The organism is Ruminococcus albus AD2013, assembly GCF_000526775.1.
GTDB lineage: Bacteria > Bacillota > Clostridia > Oscillospirales > Ruminococcaceae > Hominimerdicola > Hominimerdicola alba_A.
This window is the reverse complement of the sequence record NZ_JAGS01000001.1, coordinates 3,692,839-3,715,768: the sequence shown is the minus strand read 5'-3', so window position 1 is coordinate 3,715,768 and position 22,930 is coordinate 3,692,839. Positions and strand designations below refer to the sequence as shown.

General features: G+C 41.5%; 20 protein-coding genes, 12 tRNA genes and 1 pseudogene. 3 read left to right on the top strand and 30 right to left on the bottom strand.

The window, feature by feature from the left end; translation table 11 throughout:
- Positions 1-35 precede the first annotated feature (35 nt).
- On the bottom strand, positions 36-1,130 hold the full coding sequence (locus tag N773_RS21950) for a GNAT family N-acetyltransferase (RefSeq protein WP_024858866.1): 1,095 nt from the start codon (positions 1,128-1,130) through the stop codon (positions 36-38).
- Between the two features lie 436 nt (positions 1,131-1,566).
- Between N773_RS21950 and N773_RS0116775 the strand changes: the two genes are divergently transcribed.
- Positions 1,567-2,184: a TetR/AcrR family transcriptional regulator gene (locus N773_RS0116775; protein ID WP_024858865.1), complete on the top strand. Its 618-nt coding sequence runs from the start codon at positions 1,567-1,569 to the stop codon at positions 2,182-2,184.
- Between the two features lie 90 nt (positions 2,185-2,274).
- Here N773_RS0116775 and N773_RS0116770 read toward each other — a convergent pair whose 3' ends face one another.
- The 5 genes from N773_RS0116770 to N773_RS0116750 form a co-directional block, all read right to left on the bottom strand.
- Positions 2,275-2,691, bottom strand: coding sequence for a hypothetical protein (locus N773_RS0116770; protein WP_024858864.1), 417 nt, complete (start codon positions 2,689-2,691; stop codon positions 2,275-2,277).
- Between the two features lie 103 nt (positions 2,692-2,794).
- Entirely contained in the window at positions 2,795-3,646 is an 852-nt protein-coding gene (locus N773_RS0116765; protein ID WP_024858863.1) for a leucine-rich repeat domain-containing protein, read from the bottom strand.
- Between the two features lie 59 nt (positions 3,647-3,705).
- On the bottom strand, positions 3,706-4,530 hold the full coding sequence (locus N773_RS0116760) for a leucine-rich repeat domain-containing protein (RefSeq protein WP_024858862.1): 825 nt from the start codon (positions 4,528-4,530) through the stop codon (positions 3,706-3,708).
- Between the two features lie 476 nt (positions 4,531-5,006).
- Positions 5,007-7,070 carry a BspA family leucine-rich repeat surface protein gene (locus N773_RS21460; protein ID WP_024858861.1) on the bottom strand — a complete coding sequence of 688 codons (2,064 nt, stop codon included), beginning with the start codon at positions 7,068-7,070 and terminating at the stop codon, positions 5,007-5,009.
- 320 nt (positions 7,071-7,390) lie between these two features.
- Positions 7,391-8,266: a hypothetical protein gene (locus tag N773_RS0116750; RefSeq protein WP_024858860.1), complete on the bottom strand. Its 876-nt coding sequence runs from the start codon at positions 8,264-8,266 to the stop codon at positions 7,391-7,393.
- Positions 8,267-8,387: 121 nt separating this feature from the next.
- Between N773_RS0116750 and N773_RS0116745 the strand changes: the two genes are divergently transcribed.
- Entirely contained in the window at positions 8,388-9,077 is a 690-nt protein-coding gene (locus N773_RS0116745; RefSeq protein WP_024858859.1) for an ISAs1 family transposase, read from the top strand.
- A gap of 422 nt (positions 9,078-9,499) precedes the next feature.
- On the opposite strand, the gene N773_RS0116740 is transcribed toward N773_RS0116745, so the two are convergent.
- On the bottom strand, positions 9,500-9,889 hold the full coding sequence (locus N773_RS0116740) for a helix-turn-helix transcriptional regulator (protein WP_024858858.1): 390 nt from the start codon (positions 9,887-9,889) through the stop codon (positions 9,500-9,502).
- Between the two features lie 271 nt (positions 9,890-10,160).
- Between N773_RS0116740 and N773_RS0116735 the strand changes: the two genes are divergently transcribed.
- The gene (locus N773_RS0116735) at positions 10,161-10,730 is read left to right on the top strand and encodes a leucine-rich repeat domain-containing protein (protein ID WP_024858857.1); all 570 of its coding nucleotides are present in this window, start codon (positions 10,161-10,163) and stop codon (positions 10,728-10,730) included.
- Between the two features lie 146 nt (positions 10,731-10,876).
- Here the strand turns inward: N773_RS0116735 and N773_RS21455 are convergent, their stop codons facing one another.
- The 23 genes and pseudogenes from N773_RS21455 to N773_RS0116615 form a co-directional block, all read right to left on the bottom strand.
- The gene (locus tag N773_RS21455; RefSeq protein ID WP_024858856.1) at positions 10,877-13,222 is read right to left on the bottom strand and encodes a BspA family leucine-rich repeat surface protein; all 2,346 of its coding nucleotides are present in this window, start codon (positions 13,220-13,222) and stop codon (positions 10,877-10,879) included.
- Positions 13,223-13,493: 271 nt separating this feature from the next.
- Positions 13,494-13,579 (bottom strand) — tRNA-Ser (locus N773_RS0116725).
- Between the two features lie 6 nt (positions 13,580-13,585).
- Positions 13,586-13,677 (bottom strand) — tRNA-Ser (locus tag N773_RS22330).
- A gap of 3 nt (positions 13,678-13,680) precedes the next feature.
- Positions 13,681-13,766: transfer RNA gene (locus N773_RS22325), tRNA-Tyr, on the bottom strand.
- A 4-nt stretch (positions 13,767-13,770) separates the two neighbouring features.
- Positions 13,771-13,856, bottom strand: a tRNA-Tyr gene (locus N773_RS0116720).
- Between the two features lie 243 nt (positions 13,857-14,099).
- A tRNA-Trp gene (locus N773_RS0116715) sits at positions 14,100-14,171 on the bottom strand.
- Positions 14,172-14,342: 171 nt separating this feature from the next.
- Positions 14,343-14,415 (bottom strand) — tRNA-Phe (locus N773_RS0116705).
- Between the two features lie 9 nt (positions 14,416-14,424).
- Positions 14,425-14,495: transfer RNA gene (locus N773_RS0116700), tRNA-Cys, on the bottom strand.
- Between the two features lie 6 nt (positions 14,496-14,501).
- Positions 14,502-14,572, bottom strand: a tRNA-Gln gene (locus tag N773_RS0116695).
- A 3-nt stretch (positions 14,573-14,575) separates the two neighbouring features.
- Positions 14,576-14,652 (bottom strand) — tRNA-Asp (locus tag N773_RS0116690).
- Between the two features lie 25 nt (positions 14,653-14,677).
- Positions 14,678-14,908: a helix-turn-helix domain-containing protein gene (locus N773_RS0116685; protein ID WP_196231653.1), complete on the bottom strand. Its 231-nt coding sequence runs from the start codon at positions 14,906-14,908 to the stop codon at positions 14,678-14,680.
- A gap of 344 nt (positions 14,909-15,252) precedes the next feature.
- Positions 15,253-15,324: transfer RNA gene (locus tag N773_RS0116680), tRNA-Glu, on the bottom strand.
- A 24-nt stretch (positions 15,325-15,348) separates the two neighbouring features.
- Entirely contained in the window at positions 15,349-15,573 is a 225-nt protein-coding gene (locus N773_RS0116675) for a helix-turn-helix domain-containing protein (protein ID WP_024858854.1), read from the bottom strand.
- Between the two features lie 35 nt (positions 15,574-15,608).
- A tRNA-Leu gene (locus N773_RS0116670) sits at positions 15,609-15,681 on the bottom strand.
- A 7-nt stretch (positions 15,682-15,688) separates the two neighbouring features.
- Positions 15,689-15,763 (bottom strand) — tRNA-Leu (locus tag N773_RS0116665).
- Positions 15,764-16,497: 734 nt separating this feature from the next.
- The gene (locus N773_RS20455; RefSeq protein ID WP_242840437.1) at positions 16,498-17,313 is read right to left on the bottom strand and encodes an ATP-binding protein; all 816 of its coding nucleotides are present in this window, start codon (positions 17,311-17,313) and stop codon (positions 16,498-16,500) included.
- A gap of 713 nt (positions 17,314-18,026) precedes the next feature.
- Positions 18,027-18,848: pseudogene (locus tag N773_RS20450) on the bottom strand (IS1595 family transposase); the annotation flags it as partial.
- A gap of 26 nt (positions 18,849-18,874) precedes the next feature.
- The gene (locus tag N773_RS23300; RefSeq protein ID WP_278245368.1) at positions 18,875-18,997 is read right to left on the bottom strand and encodes a hypothetical protein; all 123 of its coding nucleotides are present in this window, start codon (positions 18,995-18,997) and stop codon (positions 18,875-18,877) included.
- A 90-nt stretch (positions 18,998-19,087) separates the two neighbouring features.
- Positions 19,088-19,651: a hypothetical protein gene (locus N773_RS0116635; protein WP_024858852.1), complete on the bottom strand. Its 564-nt coding sequence runs from the start codon at positions 19,649-19,651 to the stop codon at positions 19,088-19,090.
- 12 nt (positions 19,652-19,663) lie between these two features.
- On the bottom strand, positions 19,664-20,170 hold the full coding sequence (locus tag N773_RS0116630) for a hypothetical protein (protein ID WP_024858851.1): 507 nt from the start codon (positions 20,168-20,170) through the stop codon (positions 19,664-19,666).
- A 12-nt stretch (positions 20,171-20,182) separates the two neighbouring features.
- A complete protein-coding gene (locus N773_RS21945; protein ID WP_080678362.1) occupies positions 20,183-20,914 on the bottom strand; it encodes a ubiquitin-like protein in 732 nt (243 codons plus the stop codon).
- Complete coding sequence (locus tag N773_RS0116620; protein WP_024858849.1) at positions 20,914-21,465, bottom strand: hypothetical protein; 552 nt, start codon at positions 21,463-21,465, stop codon at positions 20,914-20,916. Before N773_RS0116620 ends, N773_RS21945 begins: the two co-directional genes overlap by 1 nt.
- Positions 21,466-21,569: 104 nt before the next feature.
- Positions 21,570-22,919, bottom strand: a complete 1,350-nt coding sequence (locus N773_RS0116615; RefSeq protein WP_024858848.1) for a hypothetical protein — start codon at positions 22,917-22,919, stop codon at positions 21,570-21,572.
- Positions 22,920-22,930 lie beyond the last annotated feature (11 nt).

Here is a 22,930-nt window from a genome sequence, read left to right as displayed (position 1 = left end):
GAAAATAATAAAGCCCTAGGAGTTTAGCTTGGTTCTCATATATAGGTTTTACAAGAAGTACTTTTTTTCAGATCATACTTCATAAACCTTTCATTGTGTGTGAATCCGCACGACTCGTAAAGCTTCATACCTTGTTCCGATGCAGTGATATGAATAGTACCTATTCCATTTCGCTTTGCCCATCGCATGACATACCCCAGCAAGCACTTTGCAATTCCGCGTCGCCGGAATTCAGGTGCAACATACATACTCGAAAGCACTCCTATCTTACCGGTCGGATTAGCAGAATAGGGCGGCTTTTCGGTTAGTGTCAGCCCGACTGTACCGATCACATTTCTGCCACTCATCGCAATCCACATACGGAATGTTCCGTTCCCGAATGCACGCTCATAGAAAGCGCGTATCTCCGGTGCTAAGGTAGCTGCATTTACATCACCTTCTTCGATCAGCTGTGCAATACGCAGCTCTATCAGAAGATCTGTCAGCTTCTCACCTGCCATGCCATGACCGTTTTCGTTATACCTCGTGACGCTCTCGATATTAATGCCGTTTTTACGGCGTGCGATCTTAGCATGCAATCCCTCGATCATCCAGTCTGCAAACGGGAAACCGCTTTCGATAGGTTTGTCATAAAAATCGTCATAAGAAAGATAGTCAAAATCAATGACCACAACTTCGCCTGCCGCCGCACCTTTGCACATCAGCAGCGTATCCATTGTGCAGCCGGGTGTACTGATGAAAATGCCGCCCGCGACCAGCCTCTGCTCATACGGTTCTTCATATTCTGCGGATGCCGCCTCCTGTGCAAATTTCTTCCATTCTTCCTCAGGAAGCCCGCCGCCTATCATCGGCGGAAGGTCGGCGATTATGGGCGCATAGGGATTATTCTCACGCATTTCATCCAGCGACCAGATACCGTAATCGGGACCGATACCGCCGTTGCCAAGTTCAGTAAGATAGCGCACAAGATCGTTCGGCAGCTTGATATGCATCTCCTGCTCAAATTTGCATACTTGTTCTATTGTGGCAGGCGGGTAGAACAGATCGGCTATTGTGCAGTCACGGTGTTCACTGCCGCCGCACATCGCATATTCTTCCGCAAGCGCACGTATCTCTGCGATCAAGTCCATATTTCATTCCTCCTGGTTAATTTCCAAATGATCTGTGTTATCCCCAAACAGCACTTACTGCTTGTTTGTATATTTTTTCCTCGCCATATAAATAAGGCCTCCACCAAACAATGAATACCTTGATTTTTGATGATAAAAAGATAATCTCTTAGATAAGATTTCTTATCGATTCTTCTTATTTATTATATCACAATTAGATGGTATATTCAAGTGTAAAAATAGTAATAATCACGATTTTTTAGGGTTGTTCGTGAGTTGTTCGTCAGTTGCAGGAAAAATGAATAGGTGGGCGTTTTCACTATTAATACTAAAATGTCATCGAATCAGTTGTTTGATATGCACAAATATATAAATACCTATTGACAAGTGACCGACCGTTCGCTATAATATAGATAGCAAGTGAACGATAGGTCACTCTTTATTTTTGGAGGATGCTATGGCAAAGGATACAAAGGAAAGAATACTTGATGAAGCGCTCAGGCTGTTTTCGCAGAAGGGATATGACGGTACGAATATCCGTGAGCTGACTGCATCGCTGGGGCTTGTAAAGTCATCAATGTACAAACATTATAAGAGTAAAGAAGAAATCTGGAACTCTTTGCTGGACAGAATGATCGCATATTACAATGAACGTTTCGGTTCGGCGGATAATCTGCCGCCTGTACCCGATACTCTTGATGAACTTGTTGCAATGACAATGCGGATGGTCGATATTACGGTGCATGACGAAAAGATCGTGATGACAAGAAAGCTGCTATCTATTGAGCAGTACCGTGATGACCGTGCAAGGCAGCTTGCAACAAAGCACTTTCTGACTGGGCTGACCGAGATGTTCACATATATTTTTGACAGAATGATGAACAAAGGATTACTGAAGAACGATGCCCCTCAAATGCTTGCATTTGCCTATACCGCACCGATCTCTGCTCTGATTCATTTATGTGACCGTGAGCCCGAAAAAACGGCTGAGGCTATTTCACAAATCAAAGAGTTCAGCCGGCATTTTAGCCAAGTTTACGGGCAGGGTGACGATTTTGCCGCCGCACGCTCGTGACTTTAGTCATGAGTTAGGCGGCAAAATCGTCAATAATATGATTAGAAATTTTTGCGGATAACCGCGTTTTTATCTAGCACAACAATTTGCTTAAGTGGTTTTCGTTGTAATATGTCTCAATTGACCTTCGAAGCGGAGATCGGCACATTTTATATCAATAATCTCAACTGTTACCCGAACAGTATTTTCTTCGGAGTGCTTTTGTTCTTTCAATCTTCTGCCGATATTTCTCCGCGTCTGCCAGTTCGTCCAGCCAGCGGGTGTAGAAATCATCAAAGCTGTCCGCAAGAAGTTCCAGCGCACCCTCGCCGGTCTGAAATATTTCCCGCGCATTTTCCCCGTAATGATAACTCCGTTGTCGTAAGCACAGCCCGCCGTGCCTATCGTCAGAAAACCCCTGTCCTCGCAGATATTGTCATTGAGCTCATACTGCACAAAAAATCTCTCGGGGTGAGCGTCATAGAATTTTTTGTCTATATCGAAATCCTCGACCTCGTCTGCCCTCATCGGGCGCGGGTCACATTCTTTTTTCAGGCTGTATTTGAAAGCATCATCGTATCCCTGTTGTCTACAAATTAGTTCTACTATTCTCTCTCAAAGCTGTGTCAGCTTAATCTCTGTAATTTACAATAACACCCTTTTCCCTGAGTGCGCTTTCAACTTCTTCTGAAAACTTGGTATTATATATCGTGATCTCTTCAAGCGAATCCATACCACAGATCTCTTCTTCTGTCACCTGACCGGAATATATAGTCAATGATTCAACACTGTCCAATTTATCAAGTCCTGATATTTTCCCATCTGTTTTCAGAAACATCCTACCCAAGTTTTCCATCTGTGAAAAATTATCACAGTCAATATCATTCTTGCAAAAGATACTTAGTTGTGCTAATCTTTCAAGCCTTGAAAAATCTTCACAGTTGATATCATACTTACTGCAATAAATATCTAGATTCCATAATTGCTTTAGTTCGTTCAATTTATTCAACGAGACCTCTGTATTGTCTCCGATTATACTCAATGTTTCCAATTTTTCCAGACCTGATATATCTTCAAAACTATCTAAATTGGTATCGTATAGGTTCAAATATTCCAATTCCGTACATTTGCTCAAAGCTGACCAGTTGACACCTTCTCCGCTAATATGTAAACTTTTTAATTTGGGATTTACAATATCATTTATATCGACCGGTATCACATCACCCGATTGATGAGCATCATAAACATATATATCCTCCAGTTCAGGGCAGTACTTTACAAATTTTATAACCGGGTCATCAGCTTCCAATGAATGTATCCTTTTTAATGTGTTTGAAGGATAAAATCCCCGTTTACTCATCTCTTCATCGTAACAATACATCAAAAACGGTCTGCCCAGATAAGGCGTAAAAACTCTCACCAACGCAACCAATACAATGCATAATGCAACGCACACGGTAATTATAACTTTCTTCTTTTTCATGATCAGTCTCCTATTCTTTTTTTATTTGTTATACTTTTCTATCTCAAAGCTATATCAGCTTAATCTATGTATTTTATGGTAACACCCTTTTCCCTGAGTGTGTTTTCAACTTTCTCTGAAAGCTTAGTATTCCAAACCGTAACCTCTTTTAGTGAATCCATGTCGCAAATATCTTCTTCTATCGCTTGATCTGGATGATTTAATGACAAAGATACAACGCTGTCCATTTTATCAAGTCCTGTTATTTTCCCCTCTGTACCCAGATACAATGTTTCCAGGTTTTCCAGCTTTGTAAAATTTTCACAGTCAATATCATTCGCGCAATAGATATTTAATTCATTTAAATTTTTGAGCTGCAAAGGCTCTACCCAGTCGATATCACTCTTACAATTGAGTTCAAGTTTCCTTAAATTTTGTAATTCATTCAATTTGTTCAAAGAAAGCTCTGTTTTATTTACAAGGATACTCAATGTTTCCATTTTTATCAGTTTGGATATATCTTCAGTAGTATAAAAATCACTAAAGGAAATACACAGATCTTTCAATTCAGTACAATTGTTCAGACTTGACCAATTAACACCATATCCACTCATATCCAATTTCTTTAAATTTGGATTTGAAATATCCTTTATATTGAATGTTTCAGGGTAACCCAAAACAGTTAACTCTTCAAGATTAGAACAGTATCTTATAAATTTTACGCAAGAGTCATGAGAAGAAATCTGTAATATTTTCTTCACATCGCTGGATAGATAAAATCTCTCCTTACTGCCTCCGCCACCACAACAATAAATCAAAAACGGCTTACCCAGATAAGGAGTATAAATCCTTACCAGCACAATTAATACAACGCACACGGTAATTATAATTTTTTTCTTTTTCATAGTAGTTCTCCTTTTTTCAGACTTTCCTGTCCTCAAAATTGCCCATAAATATTATATCACAAATATTTTTTTTTTGTCAATACACGTCCGCTGTCAAGGAAATCAATTTTCATTTTATGACCTGATTCTGCTTAACAAATTTACTTGTTAAGAATCTTTTATCGTGCAGTAATGGGTAAAATGTGCGTCTGTTTTTGGGACGTACTGCTGGGTTGTCGCCCCTCAGCTGCGACTGCGTCGGCAGCGCCCTCGGGGCGAGAAATCGGATTCGCTTCGCTGTCCGATTTCGTGCGCGGGCAATATTTACGGACAAAGAAAGAGCGTGGACCTGTGATCCTTGCAGGGCCTTATATTTTAGGGGATAAGAAAATTCTGACGGTTACCTCATTTACGCAAGTATAATAAAAAACGGATAGTCGTCTGATACTGACGTTCTATCCGTTTTGCATTTATCAAATTATAACAAATTCAGCCTATCACTTTATAGTAATAGTTCCTGCATTTTTGATTGCATTTGCTGTATCCCAGCTACCGTTTACTCTTGCCGCGATAGCGACCTTGTAGGTCTTACCCGGGGTGAGGTTCTTAGGAGAAGTATAAACCGTGCCTGTTATATTCTGTACCTGTACTCTCCACTTCCCTGCCAGATATACCGCTATATCGTATCTGTCAGCACCTTCGACCTTACCCCATTTTAATCTTACCTGATGGTAGTTCTCGCTGTATTCAACGTTGATATATGTGGGGTATGCAGGCTTGGCAACAGTACTGTGAATGTAGGTGTTCATTCCCTTGTTTTCGATAACAGCATATTCTCCTACGCCGCCGACAACAATTCCGGGAGCATCGGCATTTGCCCAGAAGCTGCTGTTCGAGAGCTTTGCCGCTTCTTTTATAATACCGAATTTCTCGCCAAGTACAATAGTATTAAGGCTGTCACACTTATAAAACATATCTGTCATACTCGATACTCTGCTCGTATCAAAGCTGCTGAGATCAAGTGAAGTAATGGCGGAACACTCTTGGAACATTCCAAACATATAACTTACACTGCTTGTATCAAATCCGCTGAGATCAAGCGCGGTCAGCGAGGAACAGCCCCTGAACATATCACACATACTTGTGACTTTGCTTGTATCAAATCCACTCAGGTCAAGTGAGGTCAAGGCTTCGCACCAAGTAAACATACTGTCCATAGATATTGCATTGCTTGTGTCAAATCCGCTGAGATCAAATTCTTTTATTTTTTTACAGCCGAAGAACATCAAGCCCATATATTTTACATTGCTTGTGTCAAATCCGCTTACATCAAGAGATGTCAGAGCGTAACAATTCTCGAACAATCCGCTCATATCCGTTAAATTGCTCGTATCAAATCCGCTCACATCAAGCGAGGTCAATTCGCAGCAGTTTTCAAACATTCCGGCCATATCAGTGACCTTGCTCGTATCAAATCCGCTTACATCAAGAGAAGTCAGAACGAAACATCCTTCAAACATATGTCTCATATCTGATACATTGCGTGTATCAAATCCACTAACATCAAGCGAAGTAAGACTGGAACAACCTTTGAACATAAAGCCCATTTCTTTTGCACTGCTTGTATCAAACCCGCTTACATCAATCGAGTGAAGTGATCCACATAAGTCGAACATCAGAGACATATCTGTGACTTTGCTTGTATTGAATCCACTTACATCAAGCTCCGATAATTTGAAGCAGCCATAGAACATTCCTCTCATGTCCGTTACATCGCTCGTATCAAACCCGCTTACATCAAGCGCGGTCAATTTGGAAGCATAACCGAACATACTACTCATATTTGTGACATTGCTGGTATCAAATCCCCTTACGTCAAGTGAGGGCAACTTTTCACAGCACCAGAACATACCGCTCATATTTGTAACTTTGCTTGTATCAAATCCGCTAAGATCAAGTGAGGTAAATTTTTTACAATTACTGAATATAAAACTCATATTTGTTACGCTGCTCGTATCAAATCCGCTCAGATCAAGTTCTCTCAGACTTTCACAGCCTTCAAACATATAACTCATATTTGTTACATTACTTGTATCAAAGCTGCTTATGTCAAGTGCTGTCAAACATTTGCAGTCCTCAAACATAAAACTCATATTTGTAACTTTGCTTGTGTCAAATCCGCTGATATTAAGGGTGCTCAGTTTTTTACAGCCAGAGAACATATTGCTCATATCAGTAACATTGCTTGTATCAGCATCTGAAAGATCAATATAAGTACAGTAATTAAAATCGCTGAACAGCTCGCTGCAATCTTCAGGCAAAACAGTTCCTTCTAAAGCTACGATGGTTTTTACATACGAACGGTAACAAAAATCCCTTACAGCTGTACCATCTACCTCACCTCTGAGAAACAGCACTCCTGAATTTTCATCATAGGAAAATTTGTTTGCAAATTCGGCATGCGCGGTTATAGTCTGTGTTATTATCGGCGCGCCAACGCTGACAGTTCCTGCTGCCATACACAGTGACACTACTACTGCTAAAAATCTTTTTACTCGCATTGTTGTTACCTCCAAAATTTTCAATTTTTAATAGAATAAAATATATAATTATTCTAAAAGACATGATAGCATACATCACAAAGAATGTCAACAATTACGATATGTTTTATTTATTATTTGTTTATTATCAATAAAAGAAAATATAATTTTTTATGCTTTTGAATGTCGATCTTTGATAACACGAACGGTCAATATTCACGTACCAAAACGAGCGTATGCATACGTTTGCATACGCTCGTATATTTTGTATCGTTTGGAATAAATTCGTATCGTCTGGTATGAGTTCGTATAATTTGGTATACACATCAACGAAAAACTATTTACCGATGCATAACAACCAAAGCCAACACTGCCATACCAATACACATCACACCCAGAAACACAGACCCGACTCTTGTTCCCATCAGCGGACGATATATCTTCGACGGTTTCTCGGGCGAAAACCTTATCTCCCGCAGATTGCCGATATCCGGCACATCAACATTCGTGAACACACCCTCGCTTGAAACATAGATCGTCCCATTAACTTCATACTGCCACCAGGGATTGTAAAGGCGGCTGATCCCGCTGCCTCGCCTGCCAACCGTTCTTCCGCCTCTCTTATGGCTGCTTTTAGAATAATGATAATTTCTGTAAATGCACATAGCTGTGATCACCTGCGTACATTCTCTCATTTTACGCGAATGCACCACAGGCGGTATCACCAGCATTCCCAAGCCAACTATTCCAAACCCGACGCAGGCAACTTCTATCATCCTTTCCTGCGTAAAATAAAAGCTGCCAGGATGTGACTTGTGATAAACGTTCACCACCGATATCACCACCAGCACAGCCCCTATCAGCGGAATCACAAGATTCATAATACTCTCCAGCGATACTCCGTCCTGAAACAGACCGACCAGCCCGACGAACAGTAGCAGCGCCCCGAATGTCGTCATGCAAAGTAAAGGTTCCGTTTGCACAAAAATCGGCATAGCGATCAGCACACCGATAAACGCTATTACAAATATCGCTACCTTGATACTGTCCGCCTTGCTTGTCTTACTTTCCTCCAGACCAAGCTTTCCCTCCAGTCCAAGCCTTTCAGCAGGCACACCGTCCACAATCAACCTTTTTCCATAAGGATTGACAATCGCCCGCATCAGCGTTCCCATATCGAACACAGGTGAAGTAAACTCATCATTACCACTATTCATATAAATGCCCCCTATCTTTATTTATATTATACCACATCACAATATAAAAGTAAAGAACCATAGCTAACTGATACACGGCAACAGCATTTACTTTTTAGAGAAAAAGAAGTAAAATAGAGATATGAAGATAGAAGAATTAAAAGAAGGAATACGAAATATAAGTGAGCCAAGGAGGACAGGATATGGAAATATCCGACACAAGCTCGAAGATATAATAATCATAGGACTGTGTACCATAATATGCGGAGGGGAAGATTTTGCCGATATGGAGACGTTTGGCAAGAGTCGACAGGAATATTTGTCGAAATTTCTTGAACTTCCGAATGGTATACCTGATGGTGACACATTCAGACGAGTATTTGAAAAACTAAATCCGTCTGAGCTTTCGTCATGCCTGATAAACTGGATATCATGTGAAAGGACCAAAAGAGGAACAGTTGCGATAGACGGAAAAACGATTTGCGGAAGCGGCAATGGTAAACATAAAGCATATCATGTAATAAGTGCTTTTGTTGCAGAAAATCAGCTTACTTTAGGTGAATTGGCAGTTGAAGAAAAAACAAATGAGATAACGGCAGTTCCTGAACTTCTGGATCTGATTGATGTAAAAGGCGACATCGTAACTGCTGATGCAATGAGCTGTCAGAAGAAGATCGTTGAAAAGATAATTAAGAAGAAAGCAGATTATGCAATAGGTCTGAAACAGAATCAGCCTGCATTATACAAGGATACCAAAGATTATTTTAATGAATTTTGTGATGATATTCCGATGAAATCGACGCTTGACGATTTTGCCGCCGCACGCTCGTGACTTTAGTCATGAGTTAGGCGGCATTTCTAGACATTCTGTTGTGCATGGTCGAGGGTATGTATATTCATTGTAATACCATATCGTAAGAGCTACCAAATACAGGAAGTCCTGATCATATACTTCGTCTTGTAAACTGTAAGCCTCAATTAAGAATGTCAGATACTATAATTCTTAAGTGAAAGACAGCTAAGTGAGTAAGATTAGCTGTCTTTCTGCATCTTAAACCTCATAAAAAGAAAAATTGAATTCTGTTTGTGTCATGCGTGACACAAACACAGAACAACTTTTAAGTATATAAAATTTTAAATTCTTAAAAAAATCTACTATAATAAATATATCCCTTCGTTTCTCTTCACCGAGCCGCGTAGCTACTCGGTGAAATGCCGAAAACAGCGGCGGGGAAGCTGTGCAACAGCCCCTTTTTAGTCTTTTTCGAGGTGTTTTCCGTACCGGATTATGTCTATACATTTTTCGACTTGCGATAATGATAGAGTATTGCTTTTTACTGTTACCCAGTACAATAACTTTAGTACATAATCTCTTTTATTTTTTGTGGAAATGACTATATCCTTATTTGAGATAAAAATAGCTTCTTTCAGAGCATATTGTTCCTCTTTATTCAGCTTAAGAGCTAAACACAATTTTTTTTCGTTTTTAGGAGTAATATCTCTACTTCCGTTAAGAATATTAACGACGTGAGAGTATGACAATCCTGTACGTTCTGCAAGCTCTTTGACAGAAATCTTTCTATCCTTTGCAAATTGTATTAAAAGACTTCTTGCTATTGTTGATTCGGTACTTTTAATTTTCATAATTATCACCTTCCTCATATTATAATTATAGCAGATTATTTAGAGAAAAATAAAAAAGCAGATCACACCATTATCTCGTGTGATTTTGGGACTGCAAATGTGCATTTTCAGCTCAATAAATGAATTTTAAAGTAACAAAACAGCTCGCAAATACGGCACTTTTGCCATATTTACGAGCTCGATGCTTTAGCAATATCAGTTCACAAAAGATGATTTTTATGCGATTCCAAGAAAAAACTTCATAGGAATTTTAAGCATAAAATGTAGTTCTTTGGAAGAGGCCATATTATCCGATAAAATTACGAAGATTCCGAAATCAGCATTTTCTAACTGTAAATCACTTAAGCATATACAGCTTCCGAAAAACTTAAAGATTATTGAACATGGGGCGTTTTGGTATTGTTATTCCCTTGAAAATATCATCATCCCTGAAGGTGTCAAAGAGATAAGTGAAAGTGCCTTCTATGACTGCTACACGCTAAAAGATGTTATATTTCCGAATAGTCTGGAAGTGATAGGAGACTACGCTTTTCAGGACTGCAAAGGTATAAAAGAGGTCAATTTTCCGAAAAACCTGAAAACGATAGGAGAACAAGCTTTTGTCGACTGTGATTCTCTTGAGAAAATCATTATTCCGGAAGGCGTTGAAGAGATAAACGAACGAGCATTCTTATTGTGCTCGTCGCTATATGAGGTCACAATAGAAGGTTCGCCGAAAATTGACGGTCATGCGTTTGGTGGTTGCTATTCGATAAATGAGGTCATAATAAAAGGTTCACCGGAAATTGATGAGTATGCGTTTGAGAATTGTAATATAGTTTATATAAATTCTCCGCAATGATGAAAACGTGGTGATACCCGATCGATAGAAATCTGTATACACCGCTTACAAAGTAACGAAATAAAAAAACAAGGGCTGTGAACAGCCGCATGAGAGTATGATCTCTCACACGGCTGACACAGCCCTTTAATGTATCATGTTAACTCTTATTTTATTTCTGAACCGCCCCATTCAACAACTGTGAAGCCTTTTCTTTCAAATGTGGAAAGCTCCTGCGGTTCGATGTCCACAGCTTCTTCAAGAGGTGCATATGTCATGAATACGCGCAGCATACTATCGGGTGATGGTGTGATGTTTAGCTTTGCGGTATCAGTATATTTATCACTCTGGAAGGAAATGAGATTATATTTGTTATGCTCCATTTGTGGCAGCCAGTATACGATAAACTCATTCATCTCATCTTCAGTCAGTCCCATATAGCTGAGCTTTTCTTTGAGAAAACTCTCGGTATCACTGCCTGCTACACAGAAGCCCTTAGAAAAATCAAATTCAGTTCGGCAGTTTACAGCGTCCCAGAACAGGTATCTGTGATGAGAGCCGTCAGCCTTGTTCACAAGTGATCCGTCAGGTTTAGCGACTACATCCCAGCCATTGTTGTACTTAGGATAGGTAGTAGAAAGATCAGCTTCGGTCAGTTCGACCTCAACATGAACGTCGGTCTCCTTTTCGGGATATAGGTAGATAACAGGCTTTTTAACTATAAGAGATCTGATTTGGATCTGTCTTTCGCCAAATTCATTCACGACCTGTACCCAGCCGTACTTTCCCTTATACGCTGTAAATGCCCAGTTATCATTATTATTCATAACGCCGAGTTCCTGAAGGGAAGTTTTTCCGGGGATCGTTGAAACTTTACTGTAGCTTGTATCAGGTCCGAGATACATAGTGATCTCATCGGCAATAACATATAAGTCCGAACCATATTTGAATTCTCTGTCAGGCTTGACATAGGAATTATAGTCGACTATGGTACAGGTCACAGCATTTTTGATAGCGTTTGCAGTGTCCCATTTTCCATTAACTCTAGCGGCGATAGCTACTTGGTAAGTCTTTCCGGTTGTGAGATTCTTGGGAGAAGTGTAAACAGTATCGGTTATATTCTGCGTCTGAACTTTCCACTTGCCTGCAAGATATACAGCTATACCGTACATATCAGCACCTTTGACTTTGTTCCATGTAAATCTCACCTGACGGTATTTATCGTTGTATTCGACTTTTATGTTTGTGGGGTATGTTATAGGATCGCCGGTAAAAATATTGTATGTGTTATTGCCTTTATTTTCGATATCTGCAAATTCTCCGCTTCCGCTTACAACAACAGAAGTTGCATTAGCATTTACCCAGCCGTCTTCGTTGGGAAGTTCGGCTTCTTCTTTTATTCTTTTGAAATTCTTTCCAAGAGTAAGATTTTTCAGATTATTACAATCTTTAAACATCCGACCCATATCTTTTACCTTGCTTGTATCAAAACTGCTCAGATCGAGTGTTTCCAAGCCGGAACAGCCGGAGAACATATTGTACATATCTGTGACCTTGCTTGTATCGAAACTGCTCAGATCAAGTTTACTCAGGCCGGTGCAGCCTTTGAACATATTATGCGTCCATATGACCTTGCTTGTATCAAAATTGCTCAAATCAAGTTCAGTCAAACCGGAACAACCATCGAACATATTGTGCATATATGTAACTTTGCTAGTATCAAAACCGCTCACATCAAGGTCGGTCAAACTTGAACAGCGACCGAACATCCAGCCCATATTTGTAGTCTTTTTTGTATCAAAACCGCTCACATCGATCGAAGTCAGCCTCGAACATCCGTTGAACAAACTGATCATAGATTCTACATTGCTTGTATCAAACGAACTTACGTCGATCGTTGTCAAACCGGAGCACTCATAGAACATACCTGCAATATTTGTCGCATTTCTAATATCAAATCCGCTAACATCAATTGAGGTAAGGCTGGAACAATGGGCGAAGATAAAAGACATACTTTCAATATTGCTTGTATCAAATCCACTTACATCAAGCGAAGTAAGTTTGGAACATTCATAAAACAACTCGTCCATATTTGTTACATTGCCGGTATCAAATCCGCTTATATCAAGTTTCTTCAAACCGGAACAGTAATAGAACATTCTGCTCATATCTTTAACATTGCTAGTGTCTGCATTTGTAAGGTCGATCGATGTGCAATTATAGAAACCTGAAAACATGCTGCTGCAGTCTGCGGGGAAAACTGTTCCCTTTTCAGCGACAACTGATATAACTATACCCTTGCAATTTTTGCAAAATTCCTTTAATGTATCACGATCTACCGTTCCCCTTAGCGTTAGCAAGCCTGTCGCTTCATCAAATGAATAACACTCTGCTTCGGTAACAGCTTCTGCCTGTGCTGTGATAGTCTTTGTGATAACAGGCGCACCGTAGCTTACAACACCTGCTGTCATACAAAGCGACATCACTACTGCTAAAACTTTTTTCATCTGCATAATTTTGTCCTCCCGATCAATAAATATAAAATATTATAACACGCGCAAATTCTATCGTCAATATTTTTGACATATCAGCTTAATCGTTTGTCAATTATCAATAAAAGAAAATATCATTATTGTATATTTATTACAACAAGTGAAGATATGGAATGATCACAATTGCTAAAAAATCATTGCACAACAAAAACGGATAGACCGTCCATTGTGAAGATGCTATCCGTTTTGATTTGTAAAATTATTTTGTCGAGGAAGACATCACTTTACGGTATGGCGCTGTGTACAGGACTCGAACCTGTAAGTCCAAAAGGACGCTGCTTTTCGGGAGCAGTGTGTTTCCAATTACACTAACACAGCGCATAACGTCGGCATTCGGATTCGAACCGAAACATCGGAAAACTCCGATTACTCTCGCCTTTCCAAGACGATCCCTTACCAGTTAGGGTTATGCCGACATATGGTGGGCAGGGTGGGTGCCGACCCCACTACGCATAAAGCAACGGTTTTACAGACCGCCGAGTTTGCCGATTCTCTGTACCTGCTCATATTGGTGGGAGAGGAAGGACTCTAACCTTCGATGTTTCTAATGTCACGGTTTTACGGACCGCTGCCCTCGCCGCTGGGTGACTCTCCCGAATAACAAATAAAAAATACCGCCTGACCCGAAAGCCAGACGGTATATGCTGAAGCTTATCATCAAGCAGTATCAACATTCACGCATAGCCAAACGAGCCTTATTCTTCTGAACAACGCTTGAATAACTATATGAATATGAGAATGCAAATACTGTGTTTTTCATAATGAACTTCCTTTCTTGATTTCTTTAATGACATTATAACATAACTTAGTACAGATTTCAATAAACCTGTAGTATAGACAGAAGAACTCAGAGTCGAACTGAGATCTACGGTTTTGGAGACCGTCATTCTAGCCATTGAACTATTCTCCTATTTCTATCGTATCTATTACAAACTACTCCTTGAATTCTAAAGATGATACCCGTTAGAATTTCAATACATAATTTGTAATAGAGACTTATTAGCTTCCGTTGAGAGGATCGAACTCCCATTGACAGAGTCAAAGTCTGTTGTCCTGCCTGTTAGACGAAACGGAATTATAGTGCCTCCGGCAAGAATCGAACTTGCGACGCCAGGTTCTTCAGACCTGCGCTCTACCAACTGAGCTACGGGGGCATATTGTAAAGACTGTGATAGGGGTCGAACCTACGCTCGTCGGGTTGCAGCCGACAGCCTTTCCACTTGGCTACACAGTCAAATTATTTCCGCTGAGAGATTTGAACTCCCGTTTTCGGTGTCAGAAACCGATGTCCTACCACTAGACGAAACGGAATTATGGCGACTCCGGCGGGACTTGAACCCGCGCTCTCCGACGTGACAGGCCGGTGTTTTAGCCGGTTAAACTACGGAGCCGTGTGTCCTGAATGAACAGGACGTATTAGTTAAGGATTATTATCTCATCAATGGTGACATTCAGGATATGAGCCAAAATCACCAGATTGTCGATAGAGGGTATGGACTCCCCTCTCATCCATTTGAATATGGACTGAGGTGTGTTGAACCCCAGAATGTTCTGAAGCTCTGTCACTTTAAAACCTTTTGCTTTTATAAGAGTCTTTATATTGGAACCTGTTGCTGTCATATTTATGACAGGCATTTCTTCAGTCATAATAATACCACCTTCCGATAGAATAAGAAAACCGTCTGTATGAGTTTGCACTACATACAGACGGTTATATTCTTTCAGAAGATGGTCAATAAACTCTATCTTTGAACTGAACAATTACCGGTGTTCGTATGCAGCACAAATAAGCCTTCGTCTTGCCAATCAAAACTAAAGCTAAAGAAGCACTGGTAATCATCATATGATCTGACAACAGTATTGTTCATGATAGAATTCATTGTTTTCACCCTTTCGTAATATAATTTCGGGAGATCGTTGCTCCCCTCTTGTTGTAACTTATTATAACACTCATACAGAGAATTGTCAAGTAGCTTTGTAAGCTACATTAATGACCGCAGTGGGAGTTGAACCCACGTTTCAAGGTTGAAAACCTTGTGTCCTGACCATTAGACGATGCAGCCTTATGACTGTTACCGGAATAACAGTCAGATCTTCTTAATTATAACTATCTGATCGATAGTCACGCCGAACATATCGGCTATGATTATCATATTATCGATAGTTGGCACAGTATCTCCACGCAGCCACTTGAAAATAGCCTGCGGAGTATTGAAACCGCACCTTGCCTGAACATCAGCGATCTTGAAGCCCTTCATTTTCATTATAGCTTTAATATTCGCTCCTGTTGCTTTGACATCTATCACCGGCATTGAAAACATCTCCTTTCTAAATATATTGATCCTGATGCTCCCGGTGAGATTCGAACTCACACTACACGGGGTTTAAGTCCGTTGACTCTGCCGTTGGTCTACGAGAGCATAAAAATGCGGAATCAGGGAGTCGAACCCTGAATAAAACGGTATTTGAGACCGTCGCGTATGCCTGTTCCGCCAATCCCGCAAAAATATTACCCGTGGGAAGACTCGAACCCCAAAAAGCCTGTTTCTAAAACATAAATGTATGCTAGTTATCAACTATGTTGATAACGTTCATACACACGGGCATAACAAAAACACCGCCTGCTGCAAACAGACGGTGTTTCACTTACAAGGATCAATAATACTTAGAAACAAGAAATCCCGAAATGTTCATCCACTTTATCTGTACGCAGCACAAAAGAAGTCTCTTCCAATTCGAGGACGAGGCTCAATAATGATTCGCTATACAGATATGAAACAGTGAACTTATTCATCTCGGTTTTCTCCTTTCTTTGATGTTGAGGTCATTATATCATATCTACAAGAAAAAATCAAGTAAACCGTAGGTATATTTTTTATTATAGAGTGCTTATATCACGTAAAAATTCCTTCTATAATAAAAACAGCTCTATTACTTGATAACATGGAGTAGAGTTGGATCTAAACCTTAATAAATTTCGATCAGATTAATTAAGGTGATCTCCCCAATCCTTCCAGCTGACATACATTGTATCATTGATCGTCATGCTGATATCACCGAGATAGAATACTGCATTATGGGCATTGTCGTCATTTCGCAGTGTAAGATACTTTTTAGTGTTTGCAGACAGTTTTGCTTCCGCATCGCTTGAGCTTTTTATCTCTACTGCAAATGTGTGTTTCCAGTCGGCTATGGTGTCTACTTCAAAACCGTTGCTGTCTCTGTAAAATGTTAGATTAGGTTTTTTTTGCCTGATTCATTCTGTTTTTCAGCATCTCTGCTACGGCACAGGTCTCAACAACAGCACCTTTGTACTTGCTCAGAAGCAGATCTTCTTTGTTCTCCAGCCTTAACAAATGACACAGCAGTCCCGAATCGACAAAATACAGCTTTGGTGTCTTTACTATCGAACGCCCAAGATTGTTCGTATCAGGCTCCAGAAAATGAATGATATATGAGTTTTCAAGAATAGACAGCCAGCTTTTTACTGTGGGTTGGGAAATTCCTATCTGCTTAGCTATGCTGTCCATTGAAAGAATCTGCCCACTGTATATAGCACATATCTGAATGAACTTTCTGAATGTTGACAGATTACTCTTATTGATCTGGTCTTTAACATCAAGATCAAGATAGGTGTCGATATAGCTCTCAAACCAGTCTTCTGCAATATAATGCTTTTCATTGTCATAAAGCGGAGGATACTGTCCTCCGAAAATAAGGTCATAAGCGTTCTTGGGCATAAGGTCAGCATCTTTAAGCTCTTTAATGGAAAAAGGGAGCAGTTTCAGAAAAGCAGCCCTTCCTGCAAGGCTGTCGGACATATTCTTTCTAAGCCTGAACTGGCTTGAACAGATGAGAATGAATTTCCCCGGTGTGAAAGGAGCGCTGTCAACATGAAGCTTAAGCGCATCAAATATCTCAGGCACCTTTTGCGCTTCGTCAATAATGGCACCATTTTGAAATGCCATAATAAAGTCGGCAGGGTTTGATTTTGCAAGTTCACGCATATTTTTATCATCAAAAGTTACATACTTTTTGTCGGGGAAGGTGATCTTTGTAAGCGTGGATTTGCCACTCTGTCTTGGACCTGTGATTCCTACTATCGGGAACTGCTCTGCAAGACGAAACAGCGCTTTTTATGCTATTCTGTTCAGCCTAATAATACCTCCTCAAAAAAACGAAATTTCAAAGTTTTAAGTTACTGTAATTCAAAGTATAATATAATTGCAATTCAAAGTCAAGCGTTATGTAAAACTAAAGTTTTGATTATTATATGCATATTAAACTCTATTATGAAGAGTATTGGAGAAGAAAAAGAGATTAAAGAACTGAAGACTGCCTGCAAAGCAGTCGGATGCATTTTTACTCCTGCATGATCCAACATGATTGACCTCGCATTATGCGGGGCCTTTTCTTTTATACGGAAAAAATAACGGAGTATATGAAAAGAAAAAAACACTATTAGTAAAACAAAATGAAGTATTCAGGAAAAATTAAGAGCATGCAATTTTGATTCTCAACTATATATAATCTTTAAGCGGGAAATTATATATAGTTGTTTTTGTGGGAATGATGTACCGGAAGATGATAGAACGGATGTTTATAAAAAACGGGAAGCGAGAAAGTTGTTTGAATGAAAAAAGATTTGATAAAAGGATTGAGAGGCGGAAGAATGAGAAAAGTGCCATAAGGTCGGAAGGAGTATTTTTGCTTTTTTTTGATGATTTCAAAATATGGTTATCCCCTTAACACACCACAAGTAAGATCACTGCACCAAAGCAGCCAAAAGCCTTAAATACGCACTGTTTCCCAGTTTGCGGCGGTTGAATTTGTAACAGTATTCGGCAGCATATAACGCTGTGTGGATCTTTTCGTTTCCGTGGTAAGTTCCCATGATCATTGCTTTGAAGTTTGATATAACTTTATGCATCCAGTTCAGCTGACCGCTTGTCGGATCATATGTCTCAAAAACATGGAAGTATTTCTGTGCCAGCGGTTTCTTGTAACTTCGAGCATTATCACTCTCGATCTTCGAGCCTGCGCGGATATTATCCCTGGCAAATCTACCCACAGTTATGCCCTTTAAATTCGGCACATCGCTCATTTTAACGTACTCGGGATTTCCTGCTGCGTTCTTCGATAAAGCTACGATCATCTTGACTTTTTCAGTACCTCTGCCACGCTTTTTACCGTGAGTCGGAGCACCGAGATACGTGTCATCAAGTTCAACGATCCCGTCGAGCAAATAGCGTTCTTCACGGCATTTCATAGCTTTTCTGATGCGATGAAGGATGTACCAGGCTGTCTTGTAGGTCACCCCCAAAGACCTCATCAGCGTAACAGCAGAAACGCTGCATTTGTTGCTCATAATGAGGAATGCGGTGACTATCCACAGTCTGAGCGGAATATGTGTTCTGTGCATAAAAGTTCCGTTTGTGGCGGATATATCTGCTTTACAGAACTTGCAGCGCAGCAGATGTCGTGACCTTATCCTGCGGTACTCAGAGCCACCGCAGAACGGGCAGGCAAAGCCCTTTTCAAAGCGGATATCAAGCAGAAAATCCTTGCAAAAACTTTCATCTGCGAACTAGAACACCCGACACTTGTGACAAATTACGATAGCACTTCCACATGGGATACGCTCAGATATTTTATCAGGGTGGTAGTAAACATAGGCGAATGGAAATAGGATGAGTTAACGTATATTGTCAGGGTCTTTTGTGCTATGATTTTCATAATTGACGGTGTTTATTTGCAGAATGATATTTTTGTCATAAAGAACAGACCTGACTGCCGGATAGCTAGTCAGGTCTGTTTCGCAGGATATCATTCTTTTTCGTCTTCACTGCCTTTATTTCTTGCGATACCGATAGCTGCAAGCAGGACCGCTGTGCCTAACGACACACCGCCTGCAACACCTGTTGCGGGATTAGCATTGCTAGCATTTGGCTTGGGGCTGTTTGCTGAAACAGTTTCAGCCTTTTTTGAACTGCTTTCGGATTTGCTTGAGGGATCGGATATATTCTCTGTTTCGGCAGACAGGACATACTCACTGTCCTCATATATGCCGGGCAGTTTCAGCTTGCCGTCCTTCAACTGGTCAGTAACGTCTTCGCCGTTCAGTACGACTTTAGTGATCTGCTCGCCGTCCTTAGCCTTGATCTCGAGAACAGGCTCGGAAAGTCGATCGACAGTGAACTCCTTTCCGTCTTCACCATTGACTTTTACATCAACATCACCTGTGACCGTAAGCCTGAGCTTGTGTTTATCCGGAACTTCAGTTCCGATAGTAGCTTCGCCCGGTGTCTGGTCAGATCCCTCGGCGCAGACTGTTATGACGGTGCAGGTCAGCATGGAAAGACAAAGCAGGAATACTGCTATTTTTTTCATGCGATCAACTCCTTATGTCCTGGGTGCTGCATCAGTGTATTCAACATTGAATGTCACGGTGTCACTGTACTCACCTGCGTATGCGGTCTGCCAGTCTTCCGCGGTGATATTTATGGTAAGGTCTGTTTTATCACCTACTGCGGTGTATTCTGCGGAAGTGAATACATTTTCGTTAACGGCATCGCTTGTTCCCTCGAAAATGGTGTATGCAAGGGTCTTTTCCTCGTCAGCCTTGTTCTCCATCTTGCTGTCGGTGACCAGGGATACTTTTACCGCCTTGCCGGGGTCGAGCTGTGCCTTTGTAAGTTCGATGGTGCCGAAATCGGTATTCTCGGTATTGAATGTCACCTTGGTGTCGAGGGGGATAGTCACGATGTAAGCAGGTGCTATCTCGGTGGTGATGACAGCATTAGCCGACTGTGGGTCGCTAGTCTCGTTTATCGTGGTGGGTTCTGCGAATGCCGTAACAGGCATTGCCAGTATTGCAAGTGCGGAAAGTCCGCTTATCAGTTTTTTCATATCGGTTCCTCCTTATTCAACTTTGATACCAAAGGTCAGCGTTTCGGTGTGCTTGCCTGCGTAGGTCGCGCCTGTTGCCTTGGAGAATGCCAGTGTCTTGGACTGCTCGCCTGTCTTGGTATCGAACTCTGCGACCGTACCGCCTACCGATACGTCTGCATTATCGGACTTGATGGTGTAATTCGCGGTGGAATCACCTATCTTTGCATTGAATGTACTTCCGCTTGCGGTATTAGATGCGCTGTCAAGGGTGACAACTATCTTTGAATCCTGCGCAAGTCTGACGTCTGTTGCAGTTATCGGCTTGGTGGTCTCTTCGGTGTCTGATAGAGTTACGCTTGCGGGGATAACTACTGTGTAGGTGGGCGATACCTCATATGAAACTTCCAGTCCTGCGGAAGATGGCTTAGGGTCAGGTAAATTATCGGTATCGGGAACTATTTGTGTAAGGTTAAAGATTATATGCAGGGTGCTTTCTTTCTGGATATTGTAATCTGCAAGAGTTTTGTTATTTTCAAGCTGTTTGCCTGCAAAGATGAGTCTTTGTGCATCCGGAGCTACGCCCTCTTTATCCTGTATTTTAGCCTTAACGTTCTCTATCGTGTCACTGGGTTCAACATCAAGAGTTATAGTTTTGCCTGTAATGGTCTTGACGAATATCTGCATAGCGTTTGCGGTGATGGTGCATACAGATGATATCATAGTCAGCGCCATTCCTGCCGCCAGTAATCTTTTAGCTTTCATTATGATGGCTCCTTTTCAATAGAAATTCCGAATACTACGGGGTCGGTGTACTTGCCTGCGAATGTGGGTGTCTCATCGGTGGTGAAAGAGATACCGGCACTTGCGGGTTCGGTCGAGGTGGGAAATTCGGCTACCTTGCCGCCTGTTTCCTTGTTTGTCAGCTTGCCAAAACTTCCCTCGGCGGTGTAGGGGAGCTTATACTCGCCTGCACCCTCGTGGAACATATTGAACTTGCTTGCGCTTGTTAGGGTGACAACTATCTTTTCGCCCTCATTCAGGAATACCTTGCCGGTCTGAATGGTGCCGCTGCCCGAATACTGTTGTCCGTATTCGCCTGTAAGCTCGAAGCTTGCGGGTATTGTCACGGTGTAGGTCGGGTCAACGTTAAATTCGACCGTCGCGCCCGCCGTTTCGGGGGTAGGGTTCACGTCAAAAGGGTCGCCGCCTTTAGGGGTGATAGTCGTATTACTGATGGCTGCTTCTGCAAAAGCTGTAACTGTCATCATACTTGCAATTGTAAATGCGGTCATGCCGCTTATCAGTTTTTTCATGGTGGATACCTCCTGAAATAAATTTTTGTTACTTTGCTATCAAAACCGTCTCAACGTTCGCGCCGTTATCAGTCAGAGAATGCAAATAATCATTATATCACTACTTACGGCTCATAGGTGTAGGGGCTTGCGCTGATAGCACCTTCTACACCGCCTATGGTCACAGTGCCGCAAGTACTGCCTCCTCCAGCACCGATGCTATATGCACCTCTATCACCTTTGCCCTTTGTGGCTGTTACCTTTGTGACGGTATTTGCAATGGTGATATCGCCACAGGATGATACTTTATTATTATTGACACTGCTTCCAATACCGGCAGCACCCTTGCCGCCTGTTGCATTAACCGTACCGCCATTGATTTTGATTTCGCCACAGGATGCATTAAAATAAACGCCGGAGCCGCTTCCAATACCGGCAGCACCATTTTCATAATTGCCGCCTGTTGCAGTGATCGTACCGCCGTTGATTGTGATATTGCCACAAGTTGAATCACCGCTTCCGATGCCGGCAGCACCTTCGCCGCCTGTTGCAGTGATCGTACCGCCATTAATTACGATGTTACCGCAATTAACGTGGTATCCTCCGCCGATACCTGCACCAGAAGGGTTGGTATCATTGCTGTATGCAGTCAAGCTGCCGTCGCCATCAATGGTCAGAGTCTTGCCCGAAGCGATCCAGATGCCGGGGTAATTGTTATAGCCATCGCTGCCTCTGCCGGCACATATTGTATTCGTACCGTTCAGGATAATAGTCGCATCGTTTGGGCAATTGATACCAGCCCAGTCGCAATTTTTCCCGAGGTTGGTGATATTCGCATCTTTCAGCGTGACAGTCGCACCATCTGCGATGGAAATCTTGACATTTGCAGCAAGCGTACCTGTCAGAGTTACGCCGTCCTTTGCTTCATAGTCGGCTGTCAATGTTGAAAGGTCAACAATAGTTTCTGCACTCTCCACCGAGATACCAAACGTCAGCGTGCCTGTATAATCGCCCGCGTACTTTGCCTTGGAAGCGTCCATCTTGGAGAAAGTAAGGGTCTTGTCGGTCTTGTCATCATTGGAGAATTCCGCGGCTGTGCTGCCCTTTGCAAGAGTTTCCGAACCTGCGGTTACGGTGTAGTCGAGGGAGTCGTCAGCGTTAGTTACCTTGAAATCGTTGGTATCCTCGTTTGCTATCTTTAAGGAAAGCTTCTGACCCTTAGCCAGCTTGAACGGCTTTGCAGTTTCATCCACCGAGATAGATGCGCTGGTCGCGGCAGTATCCGAAAGTGTGATGCTTGCGGGAATCACCACCGTGTAGCTGGGGTCTACGCTGTACTTCACATCGGTGCTGTTAGAAGAGGTGTTCGCATCGAGGGTCTTGATGTTCTCAGTTGCAAAGGCGTTTATAGGTGCCATTGCAGATACCATTGTGAGTGTTATCATGCCTGCGATAAATCTTTTTGTGTTTTTCATAGTTCATTCCC

Coding starts and splice junctions, on each gene's coding strand:
- N773_RS21945 (WP_080678362.1), bottom strand. CDS start 20,914: ATGAAAGCTAAAAGATTACTGGCGGCAGGAATGGCGCTGACTATGATA.
- N773_RS0116675 (WP_024858854.1), bottom strand. CDS start 15,573: ATGCCGGTGATAGATGTCAAAGCAACAGGAGCGAATATTAAAGCTATA.
- N773_RS0116745 (WP_024858859.1), top strand. CDS start 8,388: ATGAAGATAGAAGAATTAAAAGAAGGAATACGAAATATAAGTGAGCCA.
- N773_RS0116620 (WP_024858849.1), bottom strand. CDS start 21,465: ATGAAAAAACTGATAAGCGGCATGACCGCATTTACAATTGCAAGTATG.
- N773_RS0116760 (WP_024858862.1), bottom strand. CDS start 4,530: ATGAAAAAGAAAAAAATTATAATTACCGTGTGCGTTGTATTAATTGTG.
- N773_RS0116630 (WP_024858851.1), bottom strand. CDS start 20,170: ATGAAAAAACTGATAAGCGGACTTTCCGCACTTGCAATACTGGCAATG.
- N773_RS23300 (WP_278245368.1), bottom strand. CDS start 18,997: ATGAAAATCATAGCACAAAAGACCCTGACAATATACGTTAACTCATCC.
- N773_RS0116685 (WP_196231653.1), bottom strand. CDS start 14,908: ATGACTGAAGAAATGCCTGTCATAAATATGACAGCAACAGGTTCCAAT.
- N773_RS0116740 (WP_024858858.1), bottom strand. CDS start 9,889: ATGAAAATTAAAAGTACCGAATCAACAATAGCAAGAAGTCTTTTAATA.
- N773_RS0116770 (WP_024858864.1), bottom strand. CDS start 2,691: ATGAGGGCAGACGAGGTCGAGGATTTCGATATAGACAAAAAATTCTAT.
- N773_RS0116765 (WP_024858863.1), bottom strand. CDS start 3,646: ATGAAAAAGAAGAAAGTTATAATTACCGTGTGCGTTGCATTATGCATT.
- N773_RS21460 (WP_024858861.1), bottom strand. CDS start 7,070: ATGCGAGTAAAAAGATTTTTAGCAGTAGTAGTGTCACTGTGTATGGCA.
- N773_RS21455 (WP_024858856.1), bottom strand. CDS start 13,222: ATGCAGATGAAAAAAGTTTTAGCAGTAGTGATGTCGCTTTGTATGACA.
- N773_RS0116615 (WP_024858848.1), bottom strand. CDS start 22,919: ATGAAAAACACAAAAAGATTTATCGCAGGCATGATAACACTCACAATG.
- N773_RS0116635 (WP_024858852.1), bottom strand. CDS start 19,651: ATGAAAAAAATAGCAGTATTCCTGCTTTGTCTTTCCATGCTGACCTGC.
- N773_RS0116750 (WP_024858860.1), bottom strand. CDS start 8,266: ATGAATAGTGGTAATGATGAGTTTACTTCACCTGTGTTCGATATGGGA.
- N773_RS21950 (WP_024858866.1), bottom strand. CDS start 1,130: ATGGACTTGATCGCAGAGATACGTGCGCTTGCGGAAGAATATGCGATG.
- N773_RS0116775 (WP_024858865.1), top strand. CDS start 1,567: ATGGCAAAGGATACAAAGGAAAGAATACTTGATGAAGCGCTCAGGCTG.